General features: G+C 57.2%; 22 protein-coding genes and 2 pseudogenes. 22 read left to right on the forward strand and 2 right to left on the reverse strand.

Annotated features, from left to right (window positions below):
* The first annotated feature begins 553 nt into the window (after positions 1-553).
* The 7 genes and pseudogenes from ASB65_RS23225 to ASB65_RS23255 form a co-directional block, all read left to right on the forward strand.
* The gene (locus ASB65_RS23225) at positions 554-2,572 is read left to right on the forward strand and encodes a methyl-accepting chemotaxis protein (RefSeq protein WP_410118220.1); all 2,019 of its coding nucleotides are present in this window, start codon (positions 554-556) and stop codon (positions 2,570-2,572) included.
* Positions 2,573-2,599: 27 nt separating this feature from the next.
* Positions 2,600-3,733: an ABC transporter substrate-binding protein gene (locus ASB65_RS23230; protein WP_051489781.1), complete on the forward strand. Its 1,134-nt coding sequence runs from the start codon at positions 2,600-2,602 to the stop codon at positions 3,731-3,733.
* Positions 3,734-3,785: 52 nt separating this feature from the next.
* On the forward strand, positions 3,786-4,970 hold the full coding sequence (potA, locus tag ASB65_RS23235) for a polyamine ABC transporter ATP-binding protein (protein ID WP_010892408.1): 1,185 nt from the start codon (positions 3,786-3,788) through the stop codon (positions 4,968-4,970).
* A gap of 4 nt (positions 4,971-4,974) precedes the next feature.
* Positions 4,975-5,859, forward strand: coding sequence for an ABC transporter permease (locus ASB65_RS23240; RefSeq protein ID WP_010892407.1), 885 nt, complete (start codon positions 4,975-4,977; stop codon positions 5,857-5,859).
* Positions 5,856-6,677 carry an ABC transporter permease gene (locus ASB65_RS23245; protein WP_010892406.1) on the forward strand — a complete coding sequence of 274 codons (822 nt, stop codon included), beginning with the start codon at positions 5,856-5,858 and terminating at the stop codon, positions 6,675-6,677. The genes ASB65_RS23240 and ASB65_RS23245 overlap by 4 nt, the downstream gene beginning before the upstream one ends.
* Positions 6,678-6,806: 129 nt before the next feature.
* Positions 6,807-7,510 (forward strand): annotated as a pseudogene (traR, locus tag ASB65_RS23250) (autoinducer-binding transcriptional regulator TraR).
* 12 nt (positions 7,511-7,522) lie between these two features.
* Positions 7,523-8,119: pseudogene (locus ASB65_RS23255) on the forward strand (methyl-accepting chemotaxis protein); the annotation flags it as partial.
* A gap of 145 nt (positions 8,120-8,264) precedes the next feature.
* Here the strand turns inward: ASB65_RS23255 and occR are convergent.
* Positions 8,265-9,161, reverse strand: coding sequence for an otopine catabolism/uptake operon transcriptional regulator OccR (occR, locus tag ASB65_RS23260; protein ID WP_010892403.1), 897 nt, complete (start codon positions 9,159-9,161; stop codon positions 8,265-8,267).
* Positions 9,162-9,310: 149 nt separating this feature from the next.
* On the opposite strand from occR, the gene occQ reads away from it, so the two are divergent.
* From occQ to traR (ASB65_RS23335), 15 genes are all read left to right on the forward strand, one after another.
* Positions 9,311-10,024, forward strand: coding sequence for an octopine ABC transporter permease OccQ (occQ, locus tag ASB65_RS23265; protein WP_010892402.1), 714 nt, complete (start codon positions 9,311-9,313; stop codon positions 10,022-10,024).
* Positions 10,024-10,761, forward strand: coding sequence for an octopine ABC transporter permease OccM (occM, locus tag ASB65_RS23270; RefSeq protein WP_010892401.1), 738 nt, complete (start codon positions 10,024-10,026; stop codon positions 10,759-10,761). Before occQ ends, occM begins: the two co-directional genes overlap by 1 nt.
* Positions 10,754-11,542 carry an octopine ABC transporter ATP-binding protein OccP gene (occP, locus tag ASB65_RS23275; RefSeq protein ID WP_010892400.1) on the forward strand — a complete coding sequence of 263 codons (789 nt, stop codon included), beginning with the start codon at positions 10,754-10,756 and terminating at the stop codon, positions 11,540-11,542. Before occM ends, occP begins: the two co-directional genes overlap by 8 nt.
* A gap of 55 nt (positions 11,543-11,597) precedes the next feature.
* Positions 11,598-12,428, forward strand: a complete 831-nt coding sequence (gene occT / locus ASB65_RS23280) for an octopine ABC transporter substrate-binding protein OccT (RefSeq protein WP_010892399.1) — start codon at positions 11,598-11,600, stop codon at positions 12,426-12,428.
* Positions 12,429-12,500: 72 nt separating this feature from the next.
* Complete coding sequence (gene ooxB / locus ASB65_RS23285; protein ID WP_010892398.1) at positions 12,501-13,616, forward strand: opine oxidase subunit OoxB; 1,116 nt, start codon at positions 12,501-12,503, stop codon at positions 13,614-13,616.
* Complete coding sequence (locus tag ASB65_RS23290) at positions 13,597-13,920, forward strand: (2Fe-2S)-binding protein (protein ID WP_040132246.1); 324 nt, start codon at positions 13,597-13,599, stop codon at positions 13,918-13,920. The genes ooxB and ASB65_RS23290 overlap by 20 nt, the downstream gene beginning before the upstream one ends.
* Positions 13,917-15,425, forward strand: coding sequence for an opine oxidase subunit OoxA (ooxA, locus tag ASB65_RS23295; RefSeq protein WP_060725481.1), 1,509 nt, complete (start codon positions 13,917-13,919; stop codon positions 15,423-15,425). The genes ASB65_RS23290 and ooxA overlap by 4 nt, the downstream gene beginning before the upstream one ends.
* Positions 15,422-15,766, forward strand: a complete 345-nt coding sequence (locus ASB65_RS23300; RefSeq protein WP_040132245.1) for a RidA family protein — start codon at positions 15,422-15,424, stop codon at positions 15,764-15,766. Before ooxA ends, ASB65_RS23300 begins: the two co-directional genes overlap by 4 nt.
* Positions 15,767-16,058: 292 nt before the next feature.
* Positions 16,059-17,129, forward strand: a complete 1,071-nt coding sequence (gene ocd / locus ASB65_RS23305) for an ornithine cyclodeaminase (protein WP_010892396.1) — start codon at positions 16,059-16,061, stop codon at positions 17,127-17,129.
* Positions 17,130-17,459: 330 nt separating this feature from the next.
* Complete coding sequence (locus ASB65_RS23310; protein WP_040132242.1) at positions 17,460-18,404, forward strand: homocysteine S-methyltransferase family protein; 945 nt, start codon at positions 17,460-17,462, stop codon at positions 18,402-18,404.
* Positions 18,405-18,517: 113 nt separating this feature from the next.
* Positions 18,518-19,987, forward strand: a complete 1,470-nt coding sequence (locus tag ASB65_RS23315) for an ABC transporter substrate-binding protein (protein ID WP_198927596.1) — start codon at positions 18,518-18,520, stop codon at positions 19,985-19,987.
* Between the two features lie 53 nt (positions 19,988-20,040).
* On the forward strand, positions 20,041-21,045 hold the full coding sequence (locus tag ASB65_RS23320; protein WP_032491617.1) for an ABC transporter permease: 1,005 nt from the start codon (positions 20,041-20,043) through the stop codon (positions 21,043-21,045).
* Positions 21,042-21,857: an ABC transporter permease gene (locus ASB65_RS23325; RefSeq protein ID WP_032491616.1), complete on the forward strand. Its 816-nt coding sequence runs from the start codon at positions 21,042-21,044 to the stop codon at positions 21,855-21,857. Before ASB65_RS23320 ends, ASB65_RS23325 begins: the two co-directional genes overlap by 4 nt.
* Positions 21,854-23,437, forward strand: coding sequence for an ABC transporter ATP-binding protein (locus tag ASB65_RS23330; protein ID WP_060725482.1), 1,584 nt, complete (start codon positions 21,854-21,856; stop codon positions 23,435-23,437). Before ASB65_RS23325 ends, ASB65_RS23330 begins: the two co-directional genes overlap by 4 nt.
* 38 nt (positions 23,438-23,475) lie before the next feature.
* Positions 23,476-24,180: an autoinducer-binding transcriptional regulator TraR gene (traR, locus tag ASB65_RS23335; protein ID WP_010892389.1), complete on the forward strand. Its 705-nt coding sequence runs from the start codon at positions 23,476-23,478 to the stop codon at positions 24,178-24,180.
* Positions 24,181-24,658: 478 nt separating this feature from the next.
* Here the strand turns inward: traR (ASB65_RS23335) and ASB65_RS23340 are convergent, their stop codons facing one another.
* A complete protein-coding gene (locus ASB65_RS23340) occupies positions 24,659-24,967 on the reverse strand; it encodes a transcriptional repressor TraM (RefSeq protein ID WP_040132240.1) in 309 nt (102 codons plus the stop codon).
* Between the last annotated feature and the right edge of the window lie 289 nt (positions 24,968-25,256).

Genomic DNA, 25,256 nt, shown 5'->3' on the forward strand with positions numbered 1-25,256 from the left:
GGCCGCAACGACAGTGCGAGGAAACTGCCCGGACAAATTGAATGACGCGAAGGGCCAGGAAATGTGCGGGTGGGGCCGGGATTCTCCTGAACCATACTTCTCCGACTGATCTTGGTTGATCTCGCTGTGCTTAAGCAGGTGCCTTCTCTCTCAGACCTGCAGCGGACCTAAAGCCCGGCACAGATCAACCAAGGCCCCTGAAATTCGACGCTTCACTGAATGTGGCGAGGCGTTCAGCTGCGAAGCAGGAACAGCTTTGCGGTTTTAGCCGAAGGGTGACGTCCACCCGACGGGTTGGTTCTTGGCAAAGGGCGGGCAGATGGCGATCCCATCTGCCGGAAGGGGGATCTAAATGAGAAATCTGGGACTGGTTCTAACGACCGCACTACGATCGCTGATGACGCTAACGGCGCGGGTCGGCTTTCTGATCGATAGGATGTTGTCGCGCTACACGATCCGCACAAAAGTACTTTTGTTTGTATTTCCCTTTGTTCTCAGCATTTCGGCCGTGGGTTTTGTCGGACTGTTCGCATCCGGGCTACTACAAGGGCGGATGGAGATATCCAACAGCGTTTTGCAGTCGCTGTCCGGGTTCAAGAATCTTAGCGCTTCAATGGATGGGTTTTTGCGCGCCCCAAGCGAGGGCGCGCGGGACACCCTCTTATCTCAAATTAAATCACAAGCGTCCGATTTGATTAGCCTATCGCAGGAGATCGGAAGCGGAAACGAGAGCCACGCCGACCTCCAAAAAGCGGCAAAAGCGACCGCGGATGTTGCCGCTATCGTTGAAGATCTCTGGACGCTGTATGACCTGGAAACGAAATATCGTGCCGCGATCAAATCTGCTCAGAGCGGCATTATCTCTGTTCGCTTCAACTTAAGCGCAGTTACCCAGGAAATGCAGGATTCTCTGCTTGGTTGGAACAACGATGCCACAGCAGTTCTTCCCATGCTCCAGCAAACGCGGAATTTGGAAGAATCGATCTCTTCCTTGCAACTGATCCTGGGTGAGTTCACGTCCAAGGCCGATGGTGAGAATTTAGTTCGTTTGCGTCAAGAGATAGCCAGACTTAGTAAAAGCATCACGGCGCTCAAGCAAAAATCACAAGAAAACGATGTGGCTACCGATATCGAAGCCGCAATGGAGGGGCCAGTTGCAGACTTGGAGGTGAACGGCTCCAAGCTGGTCGAGACCCTTGATAAGCGTGATCTCTCTTATATTGAAGCCCGCACTCAGCTTGATGAGATTTGGAATCAGCTCAGCACTTTTGCAGAGGGTGAGAAACATCGAGCCAGTGGCGAACGTGGTCAGGCAAATTCAATCTCGATCATTGCAATCATTTTTGGAGTTGCCTTCTCTGTCATCGGGGGTATCGCATTGACCCTCACGTTGCAGCGGCCAATCGGCGAGATTACCGCGGCCATGCGGCGTATCGCCGACGGTGCCCTTGACACTAGCATTTCCAGCCAAAAGCGCTCCGACGAAATCGGCGATATGGCCCGAGCCCTCGGCATCTTCAAGGAAAATGCAATCTCCAAGATCCGTATCGAGGAGCAGAGCGAGGAAGAGCGGAGAGCCGCAGATCAGGAGCGGCAGCGCAACGACGCCGAAAAGCACGAATTGGATCGCCAGATTGAATTTGCGGTCAACGAACTTGCGGGCGGTCTAGGGCGCATGGCGCGAGGCGATATTTCCTCGACAATTGACACACCCTTTATCGGTCGCCTCGAGCAACTTCGAGAAGACTTCAATCGATCGATGCTCCGCCTTCAGGCGACCATGAGGGATATCCGTAACAATGTTGAAATGATCCAGTCTAACGGCAGCGAGATGGCGCAGTCCGCAGGAGATCTCGCCAAACGCACAGAGCAGCAAGCGGCGTCCCTCGAAGAAACGGCCGCAGCCGTCGACCAGATTACGGTAACCGTCCGATCTTCAGCTGAACGCGCCAAAGATGTTGCTCTCATCGTCCGACAGGCCAAAGTTAGCGCCGACGAATCCGCGGTAGTCGTCACCAATGCTACTGACGCAATGAGCCGCATAGAAGACGCCTCGCGTCATATCGAGCAGATTATCGGCGTTATCGACGAAATCGCGTTTCAGACCAACTTGCTCGCGCTCAACGCCGGTATCGAAGCCGCTCGGGCGGGTGAGTCAGGCAAGGGATTTGCGGTTGTAGCCATGGAGGTCCGCGAGTTGGCACAGCGCTCCGCTGCAGCTGCGGGTGAGATAAAGGGCCTGATCAACAAATCGACCAGCGAGGTCACCACAGGTTCTCTATTGGTCCAGGAAGCCGGCAAAGCACTCGCCAACATCAGCAGCCAAATCGTCGTTATCAGTCAGCATGTCGAGATGATTGCTCGCGCAAGCCACGACCAGTCCAGCGCCCTGCAGGAAGTCAATTCCACTATCACTCAGATCGACCAGATGACCCACCAGAATGCTGCAATGGTTGAGGAGACGACAGCTGCAAGCATGGCCTTGGCCGCCGAAGCAGACACGCTCACGACGCTGATTTCGCACTTCCAACTCAAGGGAAATGCAAAATCTGTCGCCGACCGCGCTGCATAGGCACTGGAGGATCCCGGCAGAACGAACTTGTCTTCGATCAGTGCCCCGAAGACAGAATTCGAAGTCCTTGCGGCGCTGATCAGAGAGAAAAGGGGAATGAAAATGCGACAACTGAAAATGATCCAAATCGCGGCGGCTGTTTCTGCAGTTTTGATCGCAGGCCAGGTTTCGGTTGCTTATGCAGCCGATGTGGTTATTGCCTCTTCAGGCGGCGGATGGCAGGAGGCGCAGGACAAGGCCCTATGGGCGCCTGCGGCGAAGGCTTTGAACATCACCTACACCCAGGACACTTTCCAGAACTGGGCCGAAGCGCGAGCGCAGGTAGAATCGGGCTCGGTAACGTGGGACATTATTCAGATCGGCATCGCCGATGAGCCTCAGGCCAAGGCTGCGGGCGTTCTTGAGAAGCTTGATCCCGACATCGTCAATAAGGCTGACTTTCCCCCTGGCTCTGTCACCGACAGTTTCGTTGCCAACAGCAATTACTCGACCCTTATCGCCTGGAACAAAAAGACTTACGGCGACAATGGCCCCAAATCGATGGCTGACTTCTTCGACGTTAAGAAATTTCCGGGAAAAAGGGCACTTTGGAACCAGCCGATCGGCATGATCGAAGCCGCCGCACTGGCACTGGGCACGCCTCGTGACAAGGTTTACGAGTTTCTTTCTACAGAGGAAGGACGCAAGGCTGCGATAGCCAAGCTGACCGAGCTTGCACCGAGTGTATCGGTGTGGTGGGAAAGTGGCGCACAGGCAGCACAGCTCATCAAGGATGGTGAAGTCGACATGATCATCACCTGGGGCGGTCGCGTCCAGGGAGCGATCAACGATGGTGCGAACTTCGCCTACACCTTCAACGATGCGCAGCTCGGAACAGATGGCTATGCCATCGTGAAGGGCGCTCCGCATCGCGATGCCGCAATGCGCTTCCTAAAGGAGATGTCCAAGGCCGAGTACCAGAAGGATCTCCCGAACTCGTTTGCCACCGCGCCAGCAAACATGAAGGCTTATGATCTGGCGAAATACACGCCCGAGAAGATGGCGACGATGGCCTCAGCCCCAGAGAACGTTGCCGTTCAGTATTCGGTCGATCCCAACTTCTGGGCGAAGCATGCCAAGTGGGCCTCCGAGGCATACGACAACGTGCGCCTATCTCGCTAACTGCCAAAACAGGCCCAGCTCTCTGATCCTAGGGAGCTGGGATTCTCTCTTCATGATCCGAATTAAGGGGGAGCTTGTCTCCCTCGCCGGGATGAAGATGCGCAGTCGATCCGACAGAGGACCCAACATGCAAAACCAACCAGAACCGGCCATCAATAAATTACAACCGTCCTCCCTGCCGATCTCGATCGCGGGCGTCACTAAATCCTACGGTCCCGTGAAGGTTCTGTCGGATATCAATCTTCACATCAGAAGCGGCGAGTTCATGACCCTGCTAGGGCCATCGGGATCTGGCAAAACGACGCTGCTTATGACGCTCGCGGGATTCATACGGCCAGACTTCGGCTCGTTGAAGTTTGGAGAGGAGGAAGTGATTTTGAGGGCGCCACACCTTCGGGGCGTCGGCATGATGTTTCAAAATTACGCTCTTTTCCCGCACATGAGCGTCGAAGCCAACATAGCCTATCCCCTGAAGATCCGTGGTGAGGATCGTGAGACGATCAAAGCGAGGGTTCGAGATGTACTTGAGACCGTCCAGCTTGGCGGTTACGGGAGCCGTCGGATATCCGAACTATCCGGCGGACAGAGGCAGCGCATTGCTCTCGCCCGAGCAATTGTGTTCAAGCCAAAGATCCTTCTCATGGATGAGCCGCTCTCGGCGCTCGACAAGAATCTCCGGGAGCTTATGCAGTTGGAATTGCGCACTATGCATGAACAGCTGGGTATGACGACAGTTCTGGTCACGCACGATCAGCGAGAGGCATTGACGATGTCGGATCGCATTGCTGTGCTGCGCAACGGCAAGATTGCGCAGATCGATACATCCGAGACGCTGTACTCGGAACCAAATTCCGAGTTTGTTGCAGCGTTTATGGGCGAATCTTCCTTCCTCACCGTGGAGCACGACGGCGCGTCGTTCTGCTTTCATGGCAGGAAGTTGGCGACCGAAAGTGTTACTGTGGAAGGTGCTCGACGCCATCTCCTCGTGCTTCGCCCTGAAAAGCTTGATTTTATCACGGAGCGAGAACGCTCATCCTACAATTCCTTCGACGGGATTGTTGAGAAGTTTCTCTTCCAGGGGGAGAGCTGCCTCGTACACGTCAGACTGACGACCGGTGAATTGGTTCAGGTGCGCCGAAACCTGCGGGAAAGCAATAAATCCGTTCTCCCTAAGGTCAACGATCAAGTCCTTCTTGGTCTACACCCGAACGAGACCCGAATCGTGACAGGGGAATGAGACGATGGCTGCCGCCCTTCTCCGCGAGCTCAACCGTAACGGCTTGATCCATGAGCATCGAAAGGAAACCAGGCGCCTTTTTGGCCTGACGGTTCCGGGAATGATCGTGTTGGTCATCGCTCTTGTTCTTCCACTTGGCGTCATGACTTATCTGTCTTTCATCGGCGAAGACGGAACCTTCAGTTTCGAGAATTACACCCGAATATGGGAAAGTGACATTTATGGCAGGATTTTTGGTGTCACGTTTCTGGTAGCGGTTCTGACGACGGCAATTGTTGTCTTTATCGGTTATCCGCTCGCCTATTTGCTGTCCCAACTTCCGGCGAAGATTGCAGGCATTGCAATGCTCGGTGTCCTCATGCCGCTTTGGACGCCGGTCCTCGTACGTACCTACGCGTGGCTCGCCCTTCTGCAGGGTCAGGGCATTATAAACAACACGCTCATTCATCTTGGCGCGATTAGCCAGCCGCTACCTTTGGCAAACAATCTGACTGGAACGCTCATTGGCATGGTCCAGGTGATGTTGCCCTTTTTGATTTTGCCGCTATACGGCTCGATGAAAGCCGTGGATCCAAACCTCATGTGTGCGGCGTCCAACCTCGGAGCCAGGCCTTCAAGGGCATTTTGGGACGTGTTCTTCCCCCTTTCGTTGCCTGGCCTTTTGTCGGGCGCCTTAATGGTCTTCGTACTTTGCCTTGGCTTCTATGTAACTCCGGCCGTTCTTGGCGGTGGGCGTGTCATCATGGTCGCGATGCGGATCGACGCAAATGTCCGGATATACTCAAGCTGGGGCGCGGCGAGCGCACTCGGTGTTGTCCTCATCGTTGTGACGGCCGTGCTTCTATTGGTTGCCTACTGGATGAAGAATAATCTTGGGAGATCGAGATGAGCTGGTTCACACAAACCGTTTCGCTGACACAAATAAAAAACGCAGATCGCATCTGGCTTTATGCCTTCGGCTTTATTGCCCTCCTCTATCTCCTGATACCCACGCTCATTGTGATCCCAATGTCATTTTCGGATTCGCAATACCTTGAGTTCCCCCCAAAGGCTTACTCATTGAAGTGGTTCGAGACCTATTTCGGATCCGCCGAGTGGATGCGTGCCACTTTCGTTTCTGTCAGAGCCGCATTTTTCACATCGATATTTGCGACGATTTTCGGCACGGCTGCCGCCTACGGGACGTGGATAGGCAGCGCCCAGCTCAGGACACCTCTTTCCGGCTTCTTCATCCTGCCGCTGTCGGTTCCTAGCATCCTGATCGCAATCGGTTCACTGTTCGTGTTTTCGCGCTTTGGCTTGGTTAACACAACAGCTGGCTTAGTCATCGCTCACACGATGCTGGCAATCCCGTTTGTCTTCATCGTAATCACTGCAGGATTGACATCATACGATATGAACCAGGAGATGGCGGCCCGGAGCCTTGGCGCATCAAGAGCCCGCGCGTTCTTCACCGTTACCCTGCCGCAGATCAAGTTTTCGGTTATCACGTCAGCGCTGTTTGCGTTCTACGTGTCGCTGGATGAGGTCATCGTGGCGATGTTCATCTCGACCGGTACCGGAGGCACCTTGAACCGCAAGATGTTCAATGCGCTACGCGACCAAGTCGACCCGACGATTGCGGCGATATCGACTTGCATGGTGGCAGTATCAATCACCCTTTTGGTGATGGCGCAGATATTCAGGCCGAAAAGCGAGCAAAGATGACCCGAGGAAGGCCTGAACGAAGGGGAGCATGAGAAAGATGAGAGCGTACTCAGTTCGTAGGAGGTTAATCGGCTGTCGGCGCCCCTAGAGGGGAAAACGACTTGGACAACGGTTAGACGGAGATGAAAAATGCAGACTTGGCTGGAGAAGCTGACCGATCTCGCCGCTATCGAGGGCGATGAATGCATCCTGAAGACCGGGCTGGCGGACATCGCCGACCACTTCGGCTTCACAGGGTATGCCTACCTCCATATCCAGCACAGGCACATCACGGCCGTGACCAACTATCATCGCGAGTGGCAGTCGGTCTATTTCGACAAGAAGTTCGACACACTCGATCCGGTCATCAAACGCGCAAGGTCCAGGAAGCACATCTTCACCTGGTCGGGCGAGCAGGAAGGGCCGTCGCTGTCGAAAGACGAGCGTACTTTCTACGCCCTCGCAGCCGATTTCGGCATCCGCTCCGGCATTAGCATACCCATCAAGACCGCCAACGGCTCGATGTCGATGTTCACGCTGGCATCGGAGAAGCCGGTCATCGATCTCGATCGGGAGATCGATGCTGTCGCAGCTGCGGCAACCATCGGGCAGATTCATTCCCGCATCTCATTCCTTCGCACCACACCAACGGCAGAAGATGCCGCGTGGCTCGATCCGAAGGAGGCGACCTACTCAGATGGATTGCCGTCGGCAAGACGATGGAGGAGATCGCTGACGTCGAAGGAGTTAAGTACAACAGCGTCCGCGTCAAGCTTCGCGAAGCCATGAAGCGCTTCGACGTCCGCAGCAAGGCCCATCTTACCGCGCTCGCCATCCGGCGGAAACTCATCTGAGAGTTCGGCGGGAAAGATGCCGACCAGATCGTTCGCTTGGCCAAACGAAGTGCCGACGACTCTGCCGTGGTGGTTCGCAATGCAGTCTACGCTATGGCTCGTATAGAAGCCGCGTCACGGCAGATTGAACAGATTATCGGCGTTATCGATGAGATTGCGTTCCAGACGAACCTCTTGGCGCTCAACGCTGGCGTTGAGGCCGCCCGAGCCGGCGACGCCGGGAAGGGTTTCGCAGTTGTCGCCCGGGAGGTGCGGGAGCTTGCTCAACGATCCGCCAAGGCGGCGCAGGAGATCAAAGGCCTCATCAACAGGTCGACCAGTGAGGTAAATGTCAGGTCCCAATTCGTCCAGGAGACGGGCACGGTTCTCGCAAAGATCAGCGCGCAGATCGTCACGATCAACCAGCATGTTGAAATGATCGCGCGCGCAAGCCACGATCAGTCTGGAGCGCTGCAGGAAGTCAATTCCACCGTGAACCAGATGGATCAGATGACCCAACAAAACGCCGCAATGGTGGAGGAGACGACTGCGGCGAGCCGCGAGCTCGCTTCCCAGGCTAATGATCTGCTGGCGTTGGTTCAGCAGTTCAAGATTGATCCAGTATCCTGAGGCGCTCAGTATCGCAGCGCTGCTTGAAACGTCGATCGCCCGCGCGGAACTATTAACTCGAAATCGGTGCGGGCCTCGCTTGCCGACGGCATTTTCTCATTGTGACGTCTAATCGACCCACCTACACAAGATGCCGAAATATGCATTACTCCATTAGGCCGTTCTGCTTCATCAAGTCATCATGAAACCTCCAGAATTCGGTTGTGAAACGATCGACGATGGTTGAGGGAGCGCCAATTGCTGACCGGACTTCGAGGAATCCGGCGTCAATGAAGATCGAGAACGGTCGCAGTACGATCCTGTCCGTGAACTCGATCGCCGCGGCTGGATCGATAATTGCGATCCCGGCGCCTTCGCGGACGAGACTTAGCGCAGTATGCGACAGGCTCACTTCAATTGACGGCCGGCGTTGAATACCACCAATCGCCACCTCTACCCGCATGGCGAAGAGAGTGCCAGTCTCCTGTTTTATAATACGCTCACCGGCAAGGTCCTGTGGCGTGACACGGTCAAGGCCAGCAAGTCGATGTCCCATCGGGACAGCGACAACAGCGGGAAGCGACCGGGTTTCGATTAGAAAACCTTGGCGCTCCTGTGGGCCATCGGCATAACCGATGTCGGCCCTGCCGGACGCAACGGCTTCCATGACCATGCTTGAGGGCAGTCCCATTAGGGAGACCTGGAGATTTGGTCTGTCACGGATGAACTGAGCAAGAAACCGCGGCAAGAGGCCGTTTGCCAGAGCAGGCATTGCAGCAATGCGGAGCGTCCCCGCTGCCTGCCTGCCGATGTCGGCAGCCAGGTTGCCTATATGATTAAGCCCGACGAACGCCCGATCGACCTCTTTCCACAGCGTCTTTGCCTCCTGTGTCGGGATAATATGGTTCCCACGCCTCTCGAAGAGCTGCAGTTTTGTCGCCTGTTCAAAGTCCTTGATTAGGCGACTGATGGCCGGCTGAGTCACCAGCATTAGTTCAGCCGCCGCCGTCATTTGCCCCGTCAGCATGACTGCCCGGAACGCCTCGACCTGCCTGAGATTCATAAACGCACCATAACATCTGCTTATTCTTGCCCGGTCATTATGAATTTGACCGAATGCATATCGAATGTAAAGCTCACCCTATAAATCACAACTCTTCCGGGCCAACCGGGATCAGACGTGCGGCGAAACGGTCGCGCGCAGGGAACGCTATGGATTATTCTCAACTCATGGGCTTCGGCCCTGATGGCTGGGGCTATGATATGCTCAGGGCGACCGCGATGACGATGGCTGTGGCTTTCAGCGGCTTCACAATCGGCCTTGTCTTCGGCTGTCTTGGAGCCGCCGCAAGCTTGTCAAGCTCTGGAGCGCTTCAGGCAGCGGCATCTGGATACACGACCGCGCTTCGTGGCATCCCCGACCTACTTGTCATCTATCTATTCTACTTCGGGTCGAGTTCTGTCATTTCCAATGTCGCTTCACTCTTCGGAAGTAGTGGGTTCGTTGGCGCTTCGACGTTTCTGATAGGTGCCCTCGCCATCGGCGTGGTTTCGGGTGCCTACCAAACGCAGGTCCTGCGCGGTGCGGTTCTGGCTCTCAACAAGGGCGAGATCGAGGCTGGTCGAGCGTATGGCATGGGCGCCTTGCTGTTGTTCCGGCGGATCGTCCTGCCTCAGGCGGCGCGGTACGCCCTGCCCGGTGTCGGCAATGTCTGGCAACTGGTCCTGAAAGAATCCGCCCTGATCTCGGTGATTGGCCTCGTCGAACTGATGCGCCAGGCCCAGGTTGGCTCGGGCTCGACCCGCCAACCGTTTAGTTTCTACCTGACTGCCGCGGCGCTCTACCTGCTTATAACCTTCGTCTCGGGGCAGGTCTTCCGTCTGGCAGAGACGCGCTCTATGCGCGGACTGCAGAGGGGCGTGTGATGCCGTTCGATCCCGCATTTCTCTGGCAGACCTTCGTCGCTTTGCTTTCCGGCATTCCGCTTGCACTGCAACTCGCTGTGTTCTCGGTGGCGCTCGGAACGGTTCTCGCTTTCGGCCTGGCGCTGATGCGCGTGTCTCGCCTCTGGTGGCTTGATCTGCCGGCACGCTTCTACATTTTCGCGTTTCGTGGCACGCCGCTTCTGGTTCAGATCTACATCATTTACTACGGGCTGAGCCAATTTCCCGATGTTCGGCATAGCTTCATCTGGCCATTCCTGCGCGATGCTTACTGGTGCGCGATGGCGGCACTGGCATTGAATACCGCTGCTTACACAGCAGAGATCATGCGTGGAGGTTTGCTTTCGGTGCCCGCGGGACAGATCGAGGCTGCGAAAGCGTGCGGTATGGGCAGGGTAAAGCTGTTTCGCCGGATCGTTATTCCGCAGGCGATACGACAGATGCTGCCGGGCTACAGCAATGAAGTAATCTTGATGGTCAAGTCGACATCGCTCGCTTCCACCATCACCATCATGGAAATTACCGGGATCGCAGCCAAACTGATCTCGGAAAGCTACCGGACAGTCGAAGTCTTCTCCTGTGCCGGGGCTATCTACCTTATCCTCAACTTCATCGTCGCGCGTCTTTTCACGTTGCTTGAATGGGCTCTCTGGCCCGAACGGCGAAACAATAGACTTACAACAGATCCTGTCGACCGAAAGGGCGAACTCCATGCCTAACCCAGTTCGCCCAGCTGTTCAGCTGAAGGACATCAGGAAGAATTTCGGTAACCTGGAGGTTCTCCACGGCGTATCGCTGAGCGCCAATGAGGGAGAAGTGATCTCCATTCTCGGCTCGTCCGGCTCCGGCAAGTCGACGCTTCTGCGATGTGTCAACATGCTCGAGGTCCCAAATGCCGGAAGCGTTGCGATCATGGGCGAAGAGATCGCTCTCGAGCATCGGGCCGGCCGGCTCGCTCGCCCGAAGGATTTGAAGCAGGTCAACAGACTCCGCGAGCGGGCGGCAATGGTCTTCCAAGGCTTTAATCTCTGGTCACATCAGACGATCCTGCAAAATGTCATGGAGGCGCCGGTCCACGTCCAGGGGCGGGATCGTAAGGCGTGCCGCGACGAAGCTGAGGCGCTGCTTGAACGCGTAGGCATTGCCTCCAAACGCGATGCGTATCCGTCCGAGCTATCTGGCGGCCAGCAACAACGCGCTGCGATTGCCCGTGCCCTGGCGATGCGGCCGGACGTCATGCTCTTTGACGAGCCCACATCGGCCCTCGATCCGGAATTGGTCGGGGAAGTTCTCAAGGTGATGCGTGACCTGGCGGCTGAGGGGCGCACCATGCTGATAGTCACGCACGAAATGGATTTTGCCCGAGATGTCTCATCGCGAACGGTCTTCTTGCACCAGGGCGTGATTGCCGAAGAAGGCCCCTCCTCCGAAATGTTCGCCCACCCCCGCACGGATCGCTTCCGGCAATTCCTGCGGCGCGACGGCGGTACATCCCACTGACGACGAACTCGTCACGGCTCGCGTGTCCAGAAAACAACTGAACAGAGGTGAACTTATGAAACTCAAAACTATTCTGTGCGCAGCGCTTCTCCTTGTTGCCGGGCAGGCGGCAGCTCAGGAAAAGTCGATTACGATCGCGACGGAGGGCGGCTATGCGCCCTGGAACTTCTCCGGGCCGGGCGGCAAACTCGACGGTTTCGAGATCGATCTGGCCAACGCTCTCTGCGAAAAGATGAAGGCGAAATGCCAGATCGTCGCTCAGAACTGGGATGGCATCATGCCTTCCCTGACAGGCAAAAAATACGATGCGATCATGGCCGCGATGAGCGTCACGCCAAAACGGCAAGAGGTGATCGGCTTCTCTATCCCCTACGCTGCTGGCATCAATGGGTTTGCCGTGATGGGTGACAGCAAGTTGGCCGAAATGCCAGGCTTGGGTGAAACCTATTCTCTCGATAGCCAGGCGGACGCTGCCAAGAAGGCTATTGCCGATATTTCGAGCTTCCTCAACGGGACAACTGTTGGCGTGCAGGGCTCTACCACGGCGTCGACCTTCTTGGACAAGTATTTCAAGGGGTCGGTCGACATCAAGGAATACAAATCAGTCGAAGAGCACAACCTCGACCTGACGAGTGGTCGGCTGGATGCTGTTCTGGCGAACGCGACCGTGCTTGCCGCAGCAATCGAGAAGCCGGAAATGAAGGGCGCGAAGCTCGTCGGGCCGCTGTTCTCCGGTGGCGAGTTCGGCGTAGTCGCCGTTGGTCTTCGCAAGGAAGATACCGCCCTCAAGGCTGATTTCGACGCGGCCATCAAGGCGGCAAGCGAAGACGGCACGATCAAAACACTGTCGCTGAAGTGGTTCAAGGTGGATGTCACCCCCCAATGATCGATCGCTTTTAGGGATACGACGTTCGCGCCGTATCCCGGCCCGATAAATACCAAACAAGTCCAAGATGCAATGTACGAAGTTGATATGACCATTATCGGAGGCGGGCTCGTTGGCGCGTCCATTGCCTGGGGTCTCGCACGCTCAGGAACGAAGCCTCTCGTCCTCGACGGCGCGGATCTGGATCTGCGCGCATCTCGCGCCAATTTCGCGCTGGTCTGGGTTCAGGGTAAAGGACTGCATGCGCCTCATTACGCTCTCTGGTCCGACGCGTCCGCCAGGAGATGGCCGACGATGGCAAACACCCTGCTGGACGACAGCGGCATCGACGTGGGTCTTCAGCAAGACGGAGCATTTACATTCGCTCTTTCTGAAGAGGAACTCGAGGCAAATCGCCAAGATATGGAAAGCATTGAGCTCGAAACAAATGGTCGAGCTCCACAATTTGAAGTTTTGGATCGCCAGCAGACGCTTGACCGCGTGCTGGGTATCGGCCCCGAAGTTGTAGGCTCAATCTATTGCGCTGCGGACGGGCACGTGAATGCGCTCCGCCTGTTTCATGCGCTGCATGCCGCGATGGAAAGGCAAGGAGCGACTTATCGTCCGAACCATCCCGTGCAGTCCATCGAGCCAACGACTGGAGGCTTCATTCTCAAGGGCGAGGCGTTTTCTATCCTGTCACGCCGTATCGTCCTTGCTGCCGGCCTCGACAATAAAAGGCTCGCGCCCATGGTCGGCCTGTCATGCCCACTCAAGCGCAGCAAGGGTCAGATCCTCGTAACCGAGAAGACCCAGACCGCTCTACCTTGCCTCTCGGCAGGAATGCGGCAGGCCGATGAGGGCGGGATCATGATCGGCGACAGCGAAGAAACCGACAACACCAGAATTTCATCGTCACCAGACATTAGCGCCGTCCTCGCCAGCCGCGCCTTGAGGATATTCCCTGCCCTTTCGGATCTGAATGTCGTGCGTAGCTGGACCGGCTTCAGGGTCAAGACGGCCGACGGAGTACCTATCTACGATCATTCCGAGCGCTATCCGGGTGCCTTTCTTGTCGCTTGCCATTCAGGAGTCACCCTGGCCGCCAATCACGCTTTGATCGTGGCTCAGCAGATCGCGGCAGGGCAGCTCGAAGACGAGCTTTCCGTTTTTTCCGCCCGGAGGTTCCATGCTCAACAGGCTGTATAGGATAGAACACCCCATTCAATTCAGCTTCGATGGCACGGTCATCCAGGCCGAACGCGGCGACATGCTCGCAACCGCGTTGCTCGCAGCAGGGGTTGATCGCGTTCGCCAGTCCATCGTCAGCGGTAGCCCTCGCGCACCCTACTGCCTAATGGGCGTCTGCTTCGAGTGTCTGGTCACCGTGGATGGCGTTCAAAACCGCCAGGCTTGTTTGACCGAGGTTGAAAACGGCATGACGGTTCTGAGCCAGAAGGGCGCCACCACGATCCCCGGACTTGCGAGAAGCGATGAGGGAACGGCGCTATGACCCTTCGCGAAGTTTCGGTAGCAACGGATCTGTCGGATTTCTACGACCTGCTCGTGATCGGCGCAGGACCTGCAGGTATGGCTGCCGCAGTCGAAGCATCTGCGAGTGGCGCCCGGGTAGCGGTACTGGATGAAAACCCTCGTCCGGGCGGACAGATTTATCGCGAGATCACACGAAACAGTCCCGACAGACGAACCTATCTCGGCCCCGACTATTGGAAGGGACAGCCACTCGCAGAGGCGTTCTGTCTCAGCAACGTCGACTACGCATCACGCGCTACGGTGTGGAGCCTGGAGACCCGGGACAAGACGGCGGGGCAGGCGCGCAATGTCGTCGGCGTGACCGTGGCCGGCTCGGCGCGAATGGTAGAAACCAACGCCGTCGTGCTTGCAACCGGCGCGCAGGAGCGTCCCATGCCTGTCCCCGGCTGGACGCTGCCAGGCGTGATGACCGCCGGCGCTGCCCAGATTGCGCTCAAGGCAGCCGGAGCGATGCCAGCGGGGCCTGTTGTCCTGATCGGCTGCGGGCCGCTTCTCTATCTCCTGGCAAGTCAGCTCGTTGATGCAGGTGTGCCCGATCTCACCGCCCTCGATACCGCTCAATCTCCTTTCCGGGGCGCGGTGCTCCGGCACATGCCTGAATTCCTGCTTTCGCCTTACGTCCTGAAAGGCATCGGCCTGCTATTGAAGGTCAGGCGTCATGCACAAGTTGTTTACGGCGTCAGATCGATCGCGATTATCGGAAGCCAGCACGCGGAAAGCGTCCGCTACGCCGTCGGACAAGGCGAGCGTTCAATACCAGCCAAGTCGGTGCTTCTGCATCAAGGCGTGATCCCTTCGACAAGCTTGTCCAATGCGGCCGGATGCGAGTTGCAATGGAATGACGAACAGCGTGCGTTTCAGCCAGTCACAGATCATGACGGTCGGACCACAAAGGCTGGCATTTATGTCGCCGGCGACGGCGCGGGGATCGCAGGCGCACAAGCCGCCGAGGTCAGTGGGCGACTTGCTGCACTCGCCGCACTTGCTGACTTGAAGCTGGTAAGCACTCAGACATCGTCAACGTCGATCAAATCCGCGCCCGCGCAGGCCCGCCGGTTCCTGCGCGGAAGAGCGTTTCTGGACGCACTCTATACGCCGCGGCAAAGCTTTCTCGCGCCATCGGCACCCGAAACGATCGTCTGCCGCTGTGAAGAAATCACAGTGCGCAAGCTTCGCGAGGCAATAGCGCTTGGACCGCCCGGCCCGAACCAGTTGAAAACCTTCGTTCGTTGCGGGATGGGGCAGTGCCAGGGGCGCCTTTGTGCTGCAACCGTCACCGAAATCATGGCGGAAGAACGAAAAGTCAGTCCCGCGGATGTGGGAACATATCGGCTTCGTTCACCGGTCAAACCCGTTCGCCTTGCTGAACTTGCACACCTCCCGCACACGGCCCGCGCGCTGAAAGCAGTAACCGGCAGGGATCCTGTCGATCACGACACTACCGAAACAGGACATATCTTATGACAGAACGCCTTATCCGGATGCCGACATTGCATCGCGTCGTCAAGCACAACGGCATTGCCTATATCGGCGGTATCGTTGCTGACGATGAAAGCCTCGATATGGAGGGCCAGACCCGCCAGGTGCTGACCAAGCTCGACGCATATCTTAAGGAGGCTGGTTCGGCGCGTGCCAACCTCCTGTCCGCCACGATCTTTATCACCGACATGAACGTGAAGCCGCAAATGGATGCGGTGTGGAAGGAATGGTTGGCACCGGAGCAGTTGCCTGCCCGCGCGACTATCGGCGTTGCCGACCTTGGTGACACGACGCTGATCGAGCTTGTTGCCACGGCCCATTACTGAAAACCGGCAGCCTGTTGGAAGACTGCGGAACGCGGTCGTTATTGGAGATCTCCATGGAATGCACCCTGGTCGGAGCGCCGCTGCAAGTTGGAGCCGGGCATCTCGGATGTGAGATGGCCCCCGCAGCGTTCAGGATCGCTGGCCTTGCCACGGCGCTTGAAGAGCTGGGCACAGGGCACGGGATGTCGGCAAACTGGGTCCGAAGTTTGTTCCGGCGAATGCCCATCCGGATCCTTCCGTCCATCGCCCCACGCGTGCCGCCTGAATTGGCCCTCAGAAAATTGGAGGAAGAATGCCAATCGACCCTAAACTGAACGTAGTCCCTTTCATCAGTGTCGACCACATGATGAAACTGGTGCTGAAGGTAGGCATCGACACCTTCCTGACTGAACTCGCCGCCGAGATCGAGAAGGATTTCCGCCGGTGGCCAATCTTCGATAAAAAACCACGCGTTGGCAGCCACTCACAAGACGGCGTTATCGAACTGATGCCGACCAGCGACGGTTCGCTCTACGGCTTCAAATATGTGAACGGTCATCCGAAGAACACACATCAGGGGCGTCAAACCGTGACGGCCTTCGGCGTCCTTTCGGATGTTGGTAACGGCTATCCCCTGCTGCTTTCGGAAATGACGATCCTGACAGCACTTCGCACGGCGGCCACATCTGCTCTCGCCGCCAAATATCTGGCTCGTCCCAACTCGAAGACGATGGCCATTATCGGCAATGGCGCCCAGAGCGAGTTTCAGGCTCGTGCCTTCAGGGCAATTCTCGGAATTCAGAAGCTCAGGCTTTTCGACATCGACACGTCGGCCACCAGAAAATGCGCTCGAAACCTGACCGGGCCGGGATTTGACATCGTCGAATGCGGCTCCGTCGCCGAGGCTGTCGAAGGAGCCGATGTCATCACAACCGTCACGGCCGACAAGCAGTTCGCAACAATCCTTTCCGATAATCATGTCGGGCCGGGCGTCCATATCAATGCGGTCGGCGGGGACTGCCCGGGAAAGACCGAAATCAGTATGGAAGTGCTGCTGCGCTCCGACATTTTCGTAGAATATCCGCCGCAGACCTGGATCGAAGGCGATATTCAGCAGCTTCCACGGACCCATCCCGTCACCGAGCTTTGGCAGGTCATGACCGGTGAAAAAACAGGACGCGTCGGTGACCGGCAGATCACAATGTTCGACAGCGTCGGATTTGCGATCGAGGATTTTTCGGCGCTTCGTTACGTCCGCGCGAAGATAACCGATTTCGAAATGTTTACCGAACTCGACCTCCTGGCCGATCCCGACGAGCCGCGAGACCTCTATGGCATGCTGCTTCGCTGCGAGAAAAAGCTGGAGCCGACAGCCGTCGGATAAGTGTTGCACCGCCTGTCGAAAGACAGCCGGTATACGTAATATAACGGTCAATTTGCGTAGAAGAACGAAGGAAATCTTCTCGCACATAGACGGCGACGACACCGTCACTTTGATGGGCGTTGTCGCTCGTCTAATATTATTATGTACTGTGCAAAGCATATACTTTTTTTATGGTCGCCATGTTTTCAAAAGGCTGAACAAATCGACCGATTTGAATATATTTTTCATATTTTTCGAAAACTATAGAATATATAAACTTACTGTATCTGCCGATCTAAATTATCAAACGCCGGCAAGGATAACTCTCAACGGACGTAAGCTGGAGGCCGCATGTCATCGAAAGTCACCATCCTGGATGGGGGAATGGGGAGGGAACTGCTGAGAAATGGCGCTCCCTTCCGGCAACCCGAGTGGTCTGCGCTGTCGCTGATTGAAGCGCCCGAATTCGTCAAAATGGCCCATGACGCCTTCGTTGCAGCGGGGGCCGAAGTTATTACCACCAACAGCTACGCGCTGGTCCCATTTCATATCGGCGATCAGCGCTTTGCCACACATGGGTTTGCTCTCGCCGATCTATCCGGGCGGCTCGCTCGTGCCGCCGCGCAGAAGGCACAACGGTATGTACGGGTTGCAGGCTCTCTGCCCCCCGTCTTCGGCTCCTACCGGCCAGATTTGTTCGATGCAGACAAGGCGCCTGCCATTCTCGATATCCTCGTCAAAGCCCTCGCTCCTCACGTCGATTTCTGGCTCGCCGAGACCCAGAGCTCCGTCCAGGAGGTCGAAACGATCAGGACGATATTGGGCTCCGACACGCGACCGCTGTGGGTTTCCTTTACGCTCGACGACACCAAGTCCGTCGCCGACGTCATTGCAGGCCGCTCCGTGCCGACGCTTCGATCCGGTGAGGCTGTGGCCCACGCCGCAGTCAAAGCAGCGCGGCTCGGCGCAGGCGCCTTGCTATTCAATTGCAGCCAAGCCGAAATCATGGAGGCAGGGGTCAAGTCGGCCAATCAGGCGCTGAAGGCGGATAATCTCGACATTCCGATCGGCGTTTACGCCAACGCCTTCGTTCCGAAGCCTGAAACGGAAGAGAGTCTGGCTGCAAATGACGGACTGAGTGGACTGCGGGACGACCTCAATCCGTCGGGTTATCTGCAATTCGCCCAACGCTGGGTGAGCGCGGGGGCCACCATCATCGGCGGGTGTTGCGGTATCGGCCCCGAACATATCGCTGAGCTGAAAGACACGTTCGACCCGCAGCCAGCCGCAGCCTGAACCCGCCTTCTGCAAGGAACACGATCATGACACGACACCCCAAACCCGACTCGTCTCTCGAACTCGACAGGCGTCTGTTTCTCAAAGCCAGCGCCGCTGTTGCCGCAAGCGCGTTGCTGCTGCCGGCCATGGCAAATGCTGCCACGCCGAAAAGAGGCGGGCATCTCGTGCTCGGCATCGACAATGCTTCAACGTCGGACCGGCTCGATCCAGCATTCTACTTTGAAGACTACGCGTATAATGTTGGCCTGCAGCTTTTCGACACACTCACTGACCTCAACGACGATGGCACTCTCCGTGCTGGCCTTGCAGAAAGCTGGGAACCAGCGAATGGCGGAAGCGAATGGATTTTCCGGCTTCGCAAAGGCGTTCAATTCCACAACGGCAAAGAACTGACGCCCGAGGACGTCATCTATTCGATAAATCACCATCGCGGCGACAAATCGGAGTCCGCGGGCAAAGGCTATCTGCTGACAGTCACCGATATCGTGAAGTCAGCACCGGGCGAGGTCACGTTCAAGCTCTCGGGTCCGAACGCCGACTTCCCGTATCTGCTCGGTGACGTGCATTTTGGCATCACGCCAGATGGCGAGAACTTCGACAAGGGTATTGGCACCGGAGCCTTCATCCTTGAAGACTTCCAGCCGGGCGTTCGTACGCTTGCAAAGCGCAATCCGAGCTACTGGGACCCCGAGAGAGGACATGTCGATTCCGTCGAGACTGTCGCCTACAATGACAAATCGGCGCGCGTCGCCGCCTTGCTCAGCAAGTCGGTCCATCTCGTTAACAACGTCGAGTCCCGTGTTGCCCAGCGCCTGTCGAACCGGCAAGGCGTCACGCCGCACACGGAAGCGGACTCCTCGATCATCCTTTTTGTTGGACGCGCGGACGCCGATCCGTTCAAGAACCACGATGTCCAGTTGGCGCTTAAATATGCCATCGACCGGGGGCAGATCGTCAATTCGATCCTCAATGACGCCGGAACAGTTTCCAACGACAATCCCATCTTCCCTTCCAACCGCTACTTTACGAACGACGTGCCAAAGCATGGCTACGATCCGGAGAAGGCGTCCTACCATTGGAAGAAGGCCGGATATGGCGGAAAGATCGTTCTGTCGGCAGCCGATGGCGCGACCTTCTCGGGAGCGCTCGATGCCGCTCAACTCTATCAGCAGTCCGCTGAAAAAGTCGGTATCCCCTTCGAGGTCAATCGCGTACCGGCCGATGGCTATTGGAACGACGTATGGTTGAAACATCCGTTTGTCGCATCCGGATGGGCCGCGCGCCCGACCGCCGACGCGATGCTGTCGCTGATCTATCTCTCCAATGCGCCTTGGAACGAGTCGGGATGGAAAAACAAGGCCTTCGACGAACTGGTGCTGGCCGCGCGCGGCGAACTCGATGAGACCAGGCGCAAAACGCTCTATCATGACGCCCAGGTCCTGATCGTGGAGCAGAACAGTTCGGTCATTCCCGCCTATGCAGCAAAAATCAGCGCCTCCGTTTCCAACCTGCAGGGTTTCAAGTCAATTCCGGGTCAGGTCGGGCCTCGGACTGCTGAAAAGGTTTGGTTCGACACCTGAGCGGACTGACAGCCGGTCTTTGTCGGACCGGCCATATTTTTAGGGATAAAAGAATGGCTACTGCCGCATCGGACATATCCGCGTCAGGTCACCCGAGCAGATGGCGCGGTCTCGCGCTCCATCTGCTCAAACGGGTGGCGGCTGGTCTCGGCCTGTTGCTCGTATTGTCGAGCCTGATTTTTATCGGGAGTACACTTCTGCCTGGCGACGCTGCGACCGCGATCCTGGGACGTTCGGCAACGCCGGCAGCACTCGCTGAACTGCGTGAGCGGCTGGGTCTCAACGAGCCGCTGATCGTCCGGTATATGTCCTGGTTGAACGCCTTCGTTCATGGTGATCTCGGCTCCAGTCTCATAAACGGAAGAAGTGTCGCGGACAGTATTGGCGCAAGGCTCGGGAACACGCTGTTCCTCGCGGCCTCGGTGGCTCTCGTTGCCGTACCTCTCGCAGTGTTCCTGGGCGTTCTTTCCGTACGATATCGCGGCCGGGTCCTCGACCGGACGATTGCTCTTGTCACAAGAACCTTCGTGGCGCTACCTGAGTTTTTTATCGGTTATCTCCTGATCTACATATTGTCCGTGTCGCTCGGCTGGTTTGCCAGCAGCAGCACAGTCTTTGCGCGCATGGGTTTCGCGGACAGGGTTGTAGCGATCGCTCTGCCGTGCCTGACCCTCGTTTTTGTCGTAACGGGCCACATCACCACCATGGTGCGCGCATCGGTGCTCGACGTCATGGAGAGACCATTCATCGAGATGGCTGCTCTCAAGGGCGTGTCGCACGGCGCAGTCGTCTGGCGCCACGCCCTGCCGAACGCGCTTTCACCGATCATCAACGTCGTTCTCGTCAATCTCGCCTACCTCGTTGCCGGGGTCGTCGTCGTTGAGGTCATCTTCGTCTACCCGGGAATTGGACAGTACATGGTCGACAGCGTGGTCAACCGCGACGTTCCCGTCGTGCAGGCTACAGCTCTGCTGTTTGCTGGGGTCTATATAGGATTGAACCTGTGCGCCGATGTTCTGTCCGTGCTTGCCAATCCCCGTTTGCGGCTCGAAACATGAGAAGTGCTAGACCTCCGCTTTCTGTCATGCTTGCGATCCTGGCAGTGTTCCTTTGCTTCATATGCGTCGTCTTCGCGCCGCTGATCGCACCTTACGGGCTCAATGAGATCGTTGGCACCAGCTGGGACCCGCCATCTGCGTCCAACCTGCTTGGCACCGACATGATTGGCCGCGATCTCTTTTCGCGTTTCGTCTGGGGTGCACGCATCACCATTCTCGTCGCAAGCCTGGCCGTTCTGATCGCTTTCCTGATCGGTTCAGGTCTCGGACTTCTGGCCGGTCTGCGCAAGGGATGGCTGGATATGGCGCTATCGCGGTTCGTCGACCTTGTCATGTCGATGCCAACCCTCATTCTGGCGATGATGCTCCTTACAATCTTGCCACGCTCCGTTGCGTTCATCGTGGCGATCATCGCGCTGGTGGAGGCGACCCGCTTCTTTCGGCTGGCACGATTGCTCGCCGCCGACATTGCCGCGCTCGACTACGTCGAGGCGGCTTTTCTGCGCGGCGAAACGACGCAATGGATCATCCGCCACGAGATCCTGCCCAATGCCATCACGCCGCTGCTTGCCGAACTCGGCCTTCGTTTCATCTTCTCGGTTCTGTTTCTATCCACCCTCTCCTTTCTCGGACTCGGCCTGCAGCCGCCGATGACCGATTGGGGGAGCCTGATCAAGGAAAATAAGGACGGTCTGCTGTTCGGGATCACCGCAGCCCTGCTTCCAGGGGCGGCCATCGCAGTGCTAGCACTGGCGGTCACGACCCTGACCGATTGGATTTCCGGCAGGCGGCAAGGAATACCGAGCCCATGACCGCCTCCACCCTGCTCGACATCCGCAACCTGCGTATCGACGCAGCAAGCCGCACAAATCCGACATTGATTGTGGACGACGTCTCCCTTGAAGTTTGCCGCGGCAAAGTTCTTGGGCTGATTGGAGAATCTGGCGCGGGCAAGTCGACCATCGGTCTTGCCGCGCTTGGATATTTGCGGCCCGGCACCAGGCTCCTCAGCGGGTCGGTGACCTTCGACGGCGTCGACCTGTTTACCCGAACGGAGGCTCAGCGCCGCTTGTTCCGTGGTCGGCGGATTGCCTACGTCGCGCAATCGGCTGCCGCTGCTTTCAATCCCGCTTTTCGGCTTATCGATCAGCCCGTCGAAGCGAGTTTGCGCGCGCGTCGGCCGAACAAGGCTGCCGCCATCGAGCGGGCAATGGGCTTGCTCGCTCTTCTCGACCTGAACGCGAAGACAATTGCGACGCGCTATCCTCACGAAGTGTCGGGCGGACAGTTGCAGCGCGCCATGACCGTAATGGCGCTCTGCGGCCGACCCGATCTCATAATATTCGACGAGCCTACGACCGCTCTCGATATTGCCACCCAGCGCGACGTGTTTACCGCGATCCGCAAGGCAATCGCAGTAGAGGCTACCGCGGCGATCTACATCAGCCACGACCTGCCGCTTGTCGCGGATATCGCAGACGACATTCACGTCTTACGGAATGGCCGCAGTGTTGAACGAGGTCCGGCGGTGACCATCATGCGCGATCCCGCCCAGCCCTATACGAAAGCCCTGACATCCGCAGGGAATCTGGATTTTGCGCGTCCGCGTGGGGCTGGGGACACTGTCCTCGAGCTTCGGGAAGTTACGGCTGGATATCAAGGCATGTCAGCGGTCATACGCAATGTTTCCCTCACCATTGGGCGCGGCGAGACGGTAGCTCTCGTCGGCAAGTCCGGCTCGGGGAAGTCCACGCTTGGACGGGTCGTCAACGGGTTGCAACGGCCAACCAGCGGAAGCATTGTCTTCGATGGCCGGCCGCTGGCAGCGTCCATTCACAATCGCCCCCTCAACGACCGTCGTGCGATTCAGACAATACATCAAACGCCCGATACAGCGCTCAATCCCAGACAGAAAATTTCAGAGATCCTCGGTCGCCCGCTCGTCCTTTACGAGAAGCTTGGTGGCCGAAACCGTGTGAGCCGCGTAGAGGAAATGCTCGAACAGGTGGAGCTCGGTCGCGAGCTCGCCAATCGCTTTCCCGGCGAGCTATCCGGCGGCCAAAAGCAGCGGGTCGTCATTGCACGCGCTTTGGCTGCGCGACCGCGTATTCTGATTTGCGACGAGCCGACCTCATCGCTAGACGCGCTAGTGGCGCGCGACGTTCTCTCGCTACTCATGCGCCTCCAAGTGAGCGACGGGATCGCGTGCCTGTTCATCACGCACGATCTAAATGTCGTGGGTGCCGTTGCCACGCGGGTGATCGAGCTGGCTCAAGGTGAAGTAGTTGAACGCAACTGCGAGACATCAACTCGTTCAGTTGTCTGCTCCAACGCGAAACCTCAAGAATTCCTGTCACCAAGCGGGTCAACCATCGACTGCTGCAGAGACTAGCAACGAAGAGGCTACTGACACCGCATAGGAGGTATGGAATGCAGCACTGGCTGGACAAGCTGACTGATCTTGCCGCGATCGAAGGCGATGAGTGCATCCTGAAGACCGGGCTGGCGGACATCGCCGACCATTTCGGCTTCACCGGCTATGCCTACCTTCATATCCAGCACAGGCACATCACCGCCGTTACCAACTATCACCGCCAATGGCAATCAACCTACTTCGACAAGAAGTTCGAAGCGCTCGATCCGGTCGTCAAACGCGCGAGGTCCCGGAAGCACATCTTCACCTGGTCGGGCGAGCACGAGCGGCCGACGCTGTCGAAGGACGAGCGTGCCTTCTATGACCACGCATCCGATTTCGGCATCCGCTCCGGCATCACAATACCCATCAAGACCGCCAACGGCTTTATGTCGATGTTCACGATGGCATCGGACAAGCCGGTGATCGATCTCGATCGGGAGATCGATGCAGTCGCAGCCGCTGCAACCATCGGGCAGATCCATGCCCGCATCTCATTCCTTCGCACCACCCCTACCGCGGAAGATGCCGCATGGCTCGATCCGAAGGAGGCCACCTATCTGAGATGGATTGCCGTCGGCAAGACGATGGAGGAGATCGCCGACGTCGAAGGGGTCAAGTACAACAGCGTCCGCGTCAAGCTACGCGAAGCCATGAAGCGCTTCGACGTCCGCAGCAAGGCCCATCTTACCGCGCTCGCCATCCGGCGGAAACTCATCTGAGAGTTCGAAGTTCAAGTTTCGAAACTGCGATCCGGGAGGTCTGCTAGTGTCAATTGCGTTGCCCTACACGTTGTACAGTCATTTGCACGCCTCCACCTTACGTACGCCACGCTGGGATGAGGACGGAGTTCGACACTACTTCTACAAGAGTGCGGATGCCGCCCGTGAGGCAGTTCACCAGCTTTTGAGTGAGGTGGCCAAGGATCCTGAAATATGTGGAAACGAATTCAACTTGTTAGAATTGAGATCAGCGCATTGTCGACGGATGCTGTGCTTGTGTTGCTGAATGAGGGCGTTTCGAGGCTCATCAAAAGCTACGAAATCATCGAAACGATCGACGACAAAGAATAAGCTCGCACCCGCCGGGGAGGACAATGGGCAACGCCACCAATAGATCGCGCAGCTTAAGCACGGAAACCAACATATACCGGCCATAGTCGCCTCACACGATGATCGCCGCCTCTGACTTTGACGACCGTCAGTTGACGACCACCTTGGGTATGAAGCCAAGAATGCTGATCAAGGTGTTCAGGGCGCTCATTTGCGCGTGCATCTCTATGCTCGCCTCTATGTAACGAATATGCTGCGGACCACCGCACGCCTGTCCAGTCTTGTAGGTTTCGGGAAGTGCCTGAAACAGCTCATCGGCTTTCTCCACCAACCGACGGTGTGTCCGAATAGCGTCGATCGTGATGGTTTCCAGATCCGTCGGAGGCAGCCCACGTGTTAGCCCAATCAGCGGCCGAAGCTCGACCTTTTTCGTCACGTTTGCATCTTCCAGTTCCATTCCTGACCTAACCCTGGTTGGTCCGCGGTACGCCCCCGCTGACGTTGAACCCTGTGAACCCTTGCCGGGGGTTAGAATCCGAGATGAATCGGCCCTGCGACCTTTAGCCGGAGCCTGGACATACGCCGCAGGCCCCCGGACACAAGGTCAGAGGGTTCCTGGCGCCATTCCGGTCAGCGCCAACCGTTCATCTGCGGATTCTAAGCCGCAACGCAGCGCGTACTGCGTCACCTCTCTTATAAGAGTCATTCCAGGGAGAAGCCAGTCTGGATGAAGATCGCGTACGTGC

Source organism: Agrobacterium tumefaciens str. B6 (genome assembly GCF_001541315.1).
In the GTDB taxonomy this organism is placed as follows: Bacteria; Pseudomonadota; Alphaproteobacteria; order Rhizobiales; family Rhizobiaceae; genus Agrobacterium; species Agrobacterium radiobacter.

What these genes read in the sequence shown, in the direction of transcription:
- occQ (WP_010892402.1), top strand. Translation starts at nt 9,311, where the DNA reads ATGGATTATTCTCAACTCATGGGCTTCGGCCCTGATGGCTGGGGCTAT.
- ASB65_RS23290 (WP_040132246.1), top strand. Translation starts at nt 13,597, where the DNA reads ATGCTCAACAGGCTGTATAGGATAGAACACCCCATTCAATTCAGCTTC.
- ASB65_RS23300 (WP_040132245.1), top strand. Translation starts at nt 15,422, where the DNA reads ATGACAGAACGCCTTATCCGGATGCCGACATTGCATCGCGTCGTCAAG.
- ooxB (WP_010892398.1), top strand. Translation starts at nt 12,501, where the DNA reads ATGTACGAAGTTGATATGACCATTATCGGAGGCGGGCTCGTTGGCGCG.
- ASB65_RS23310 (WP_040132242.1), top strand. Translation starts at nt 17,460, where the DNA reads ATGTCATCGAAAGTCACCATCCTGGATGGGGGAATGGGGAGGGAACTG.
- traR (WP_010892389.1), top strand. Translation starts at nt 23,476, where the DNA reads ATGCAGCACTGGCTGGACAAGCTGACTGATCTTGCCGCGATCGAAGGC.
- ASB65_RS23320 (WP_032491617.1), top strand. Translation starts at nt 20,041, where the DNA reads ATGGCTACTGCCGCATCGGACATATCCGCGTCAGGTCACCCGAGCAGA.
- potA (WP_010892408.1), top strand. Translation starts at nt 3,786, where the DNA reads ATGATCCGAATTAAGGGGGAGCTTGTCTCCCTCGCCGGGATGAAGATG.
- occR (WP_010892403.1), bottom strand. Translation starts at nt 9,161, where the DNA reads ATGAATCTCAGGCAGGTCGAGGCGTTCCGGGCAGTCATGCTGACGGGG.
- occT (WP_010892399.1), top strand. Translation starts at nt 11,598, where the DNA reads ATGAAACTCAAAACTATTCTGTGCGCAGCGCTTCTCCTTGTTGCCGGG.
- ocd (WP_010892396.1), top strand. Translation starts at nt 16,059, where the DNA reads ATGCCAATCGACCCTAAACTGAACGTAGTCCCTTTCATCAGTGTCGAC.
- ASB65_RS23330 (WP_060725482.1), top strand. Translation starts at nt 21,854, where the DNA reads ATGACCGCCTCCACCCTGCTCGACATCCGCAACCTGCGTATCGACGCA.
- occM (WP_010892401.1), top strand. Translation starts at nt 10,024, where the DNA reads ATGCCGTTCGATCCCGCATTTCTCTGGCAGACCTTCGTCGCTTTGCTT.
- ASB65_RS23245 (WP_010892406.1), top strand. Translation starts at nt 5,856, where the DNA reads ATGAGCTGGTTCACACAAACCGTTTCGCTGACACAAATAAAAAACGCA.
- ASB65_RS23325 (WP_032491616.1), top strand. Translation starts at nt 21,042, where the DNA reads ATGAGAAGTGCTAGACCTCCGCTTTCTGTCATGCTTGCGATCCTGGCA.
- ASB65_RS23225 (WP_410118220.1), top strand. Translation starts at nt 554, where the DNA reads ATGGAGATATCCAACAGCGTTTTGCAGTCGCTGTCCGGGTTCAAGAAT.
- ooxA (WP_060725481.1), top strand. Translation starts at nt 13,917, where the DNA reads ATGACCCTTCGCGAAGTTTCGGTAGCAACGGATCTGTCGGATTTCTAC.
- occP (WP_010892400.1), top strand. Translation starts at nt 10,754, where the DNA reads ATGCCTAACCCAGTTCGCCCAGCTGTTCAGCTGAAGGACATCAGGAAG.
- ASB65_RS23340 (WP_040132240.1), bottom strand. Translation starts at nt 24,967, where the DNA reads ATGGAACTGGAAGATGCAAACGTGACGAAAAAGGTCGAGCTTCGGCCG.
- ASB65_RS23240 (WP_010892407.1), top strand. Translation starts at nt 4,975, where the DNA reads ATGGCTGCCGCCCTTCTCCGCGAGCTCAACCGTAACGGCTTGATCCAT.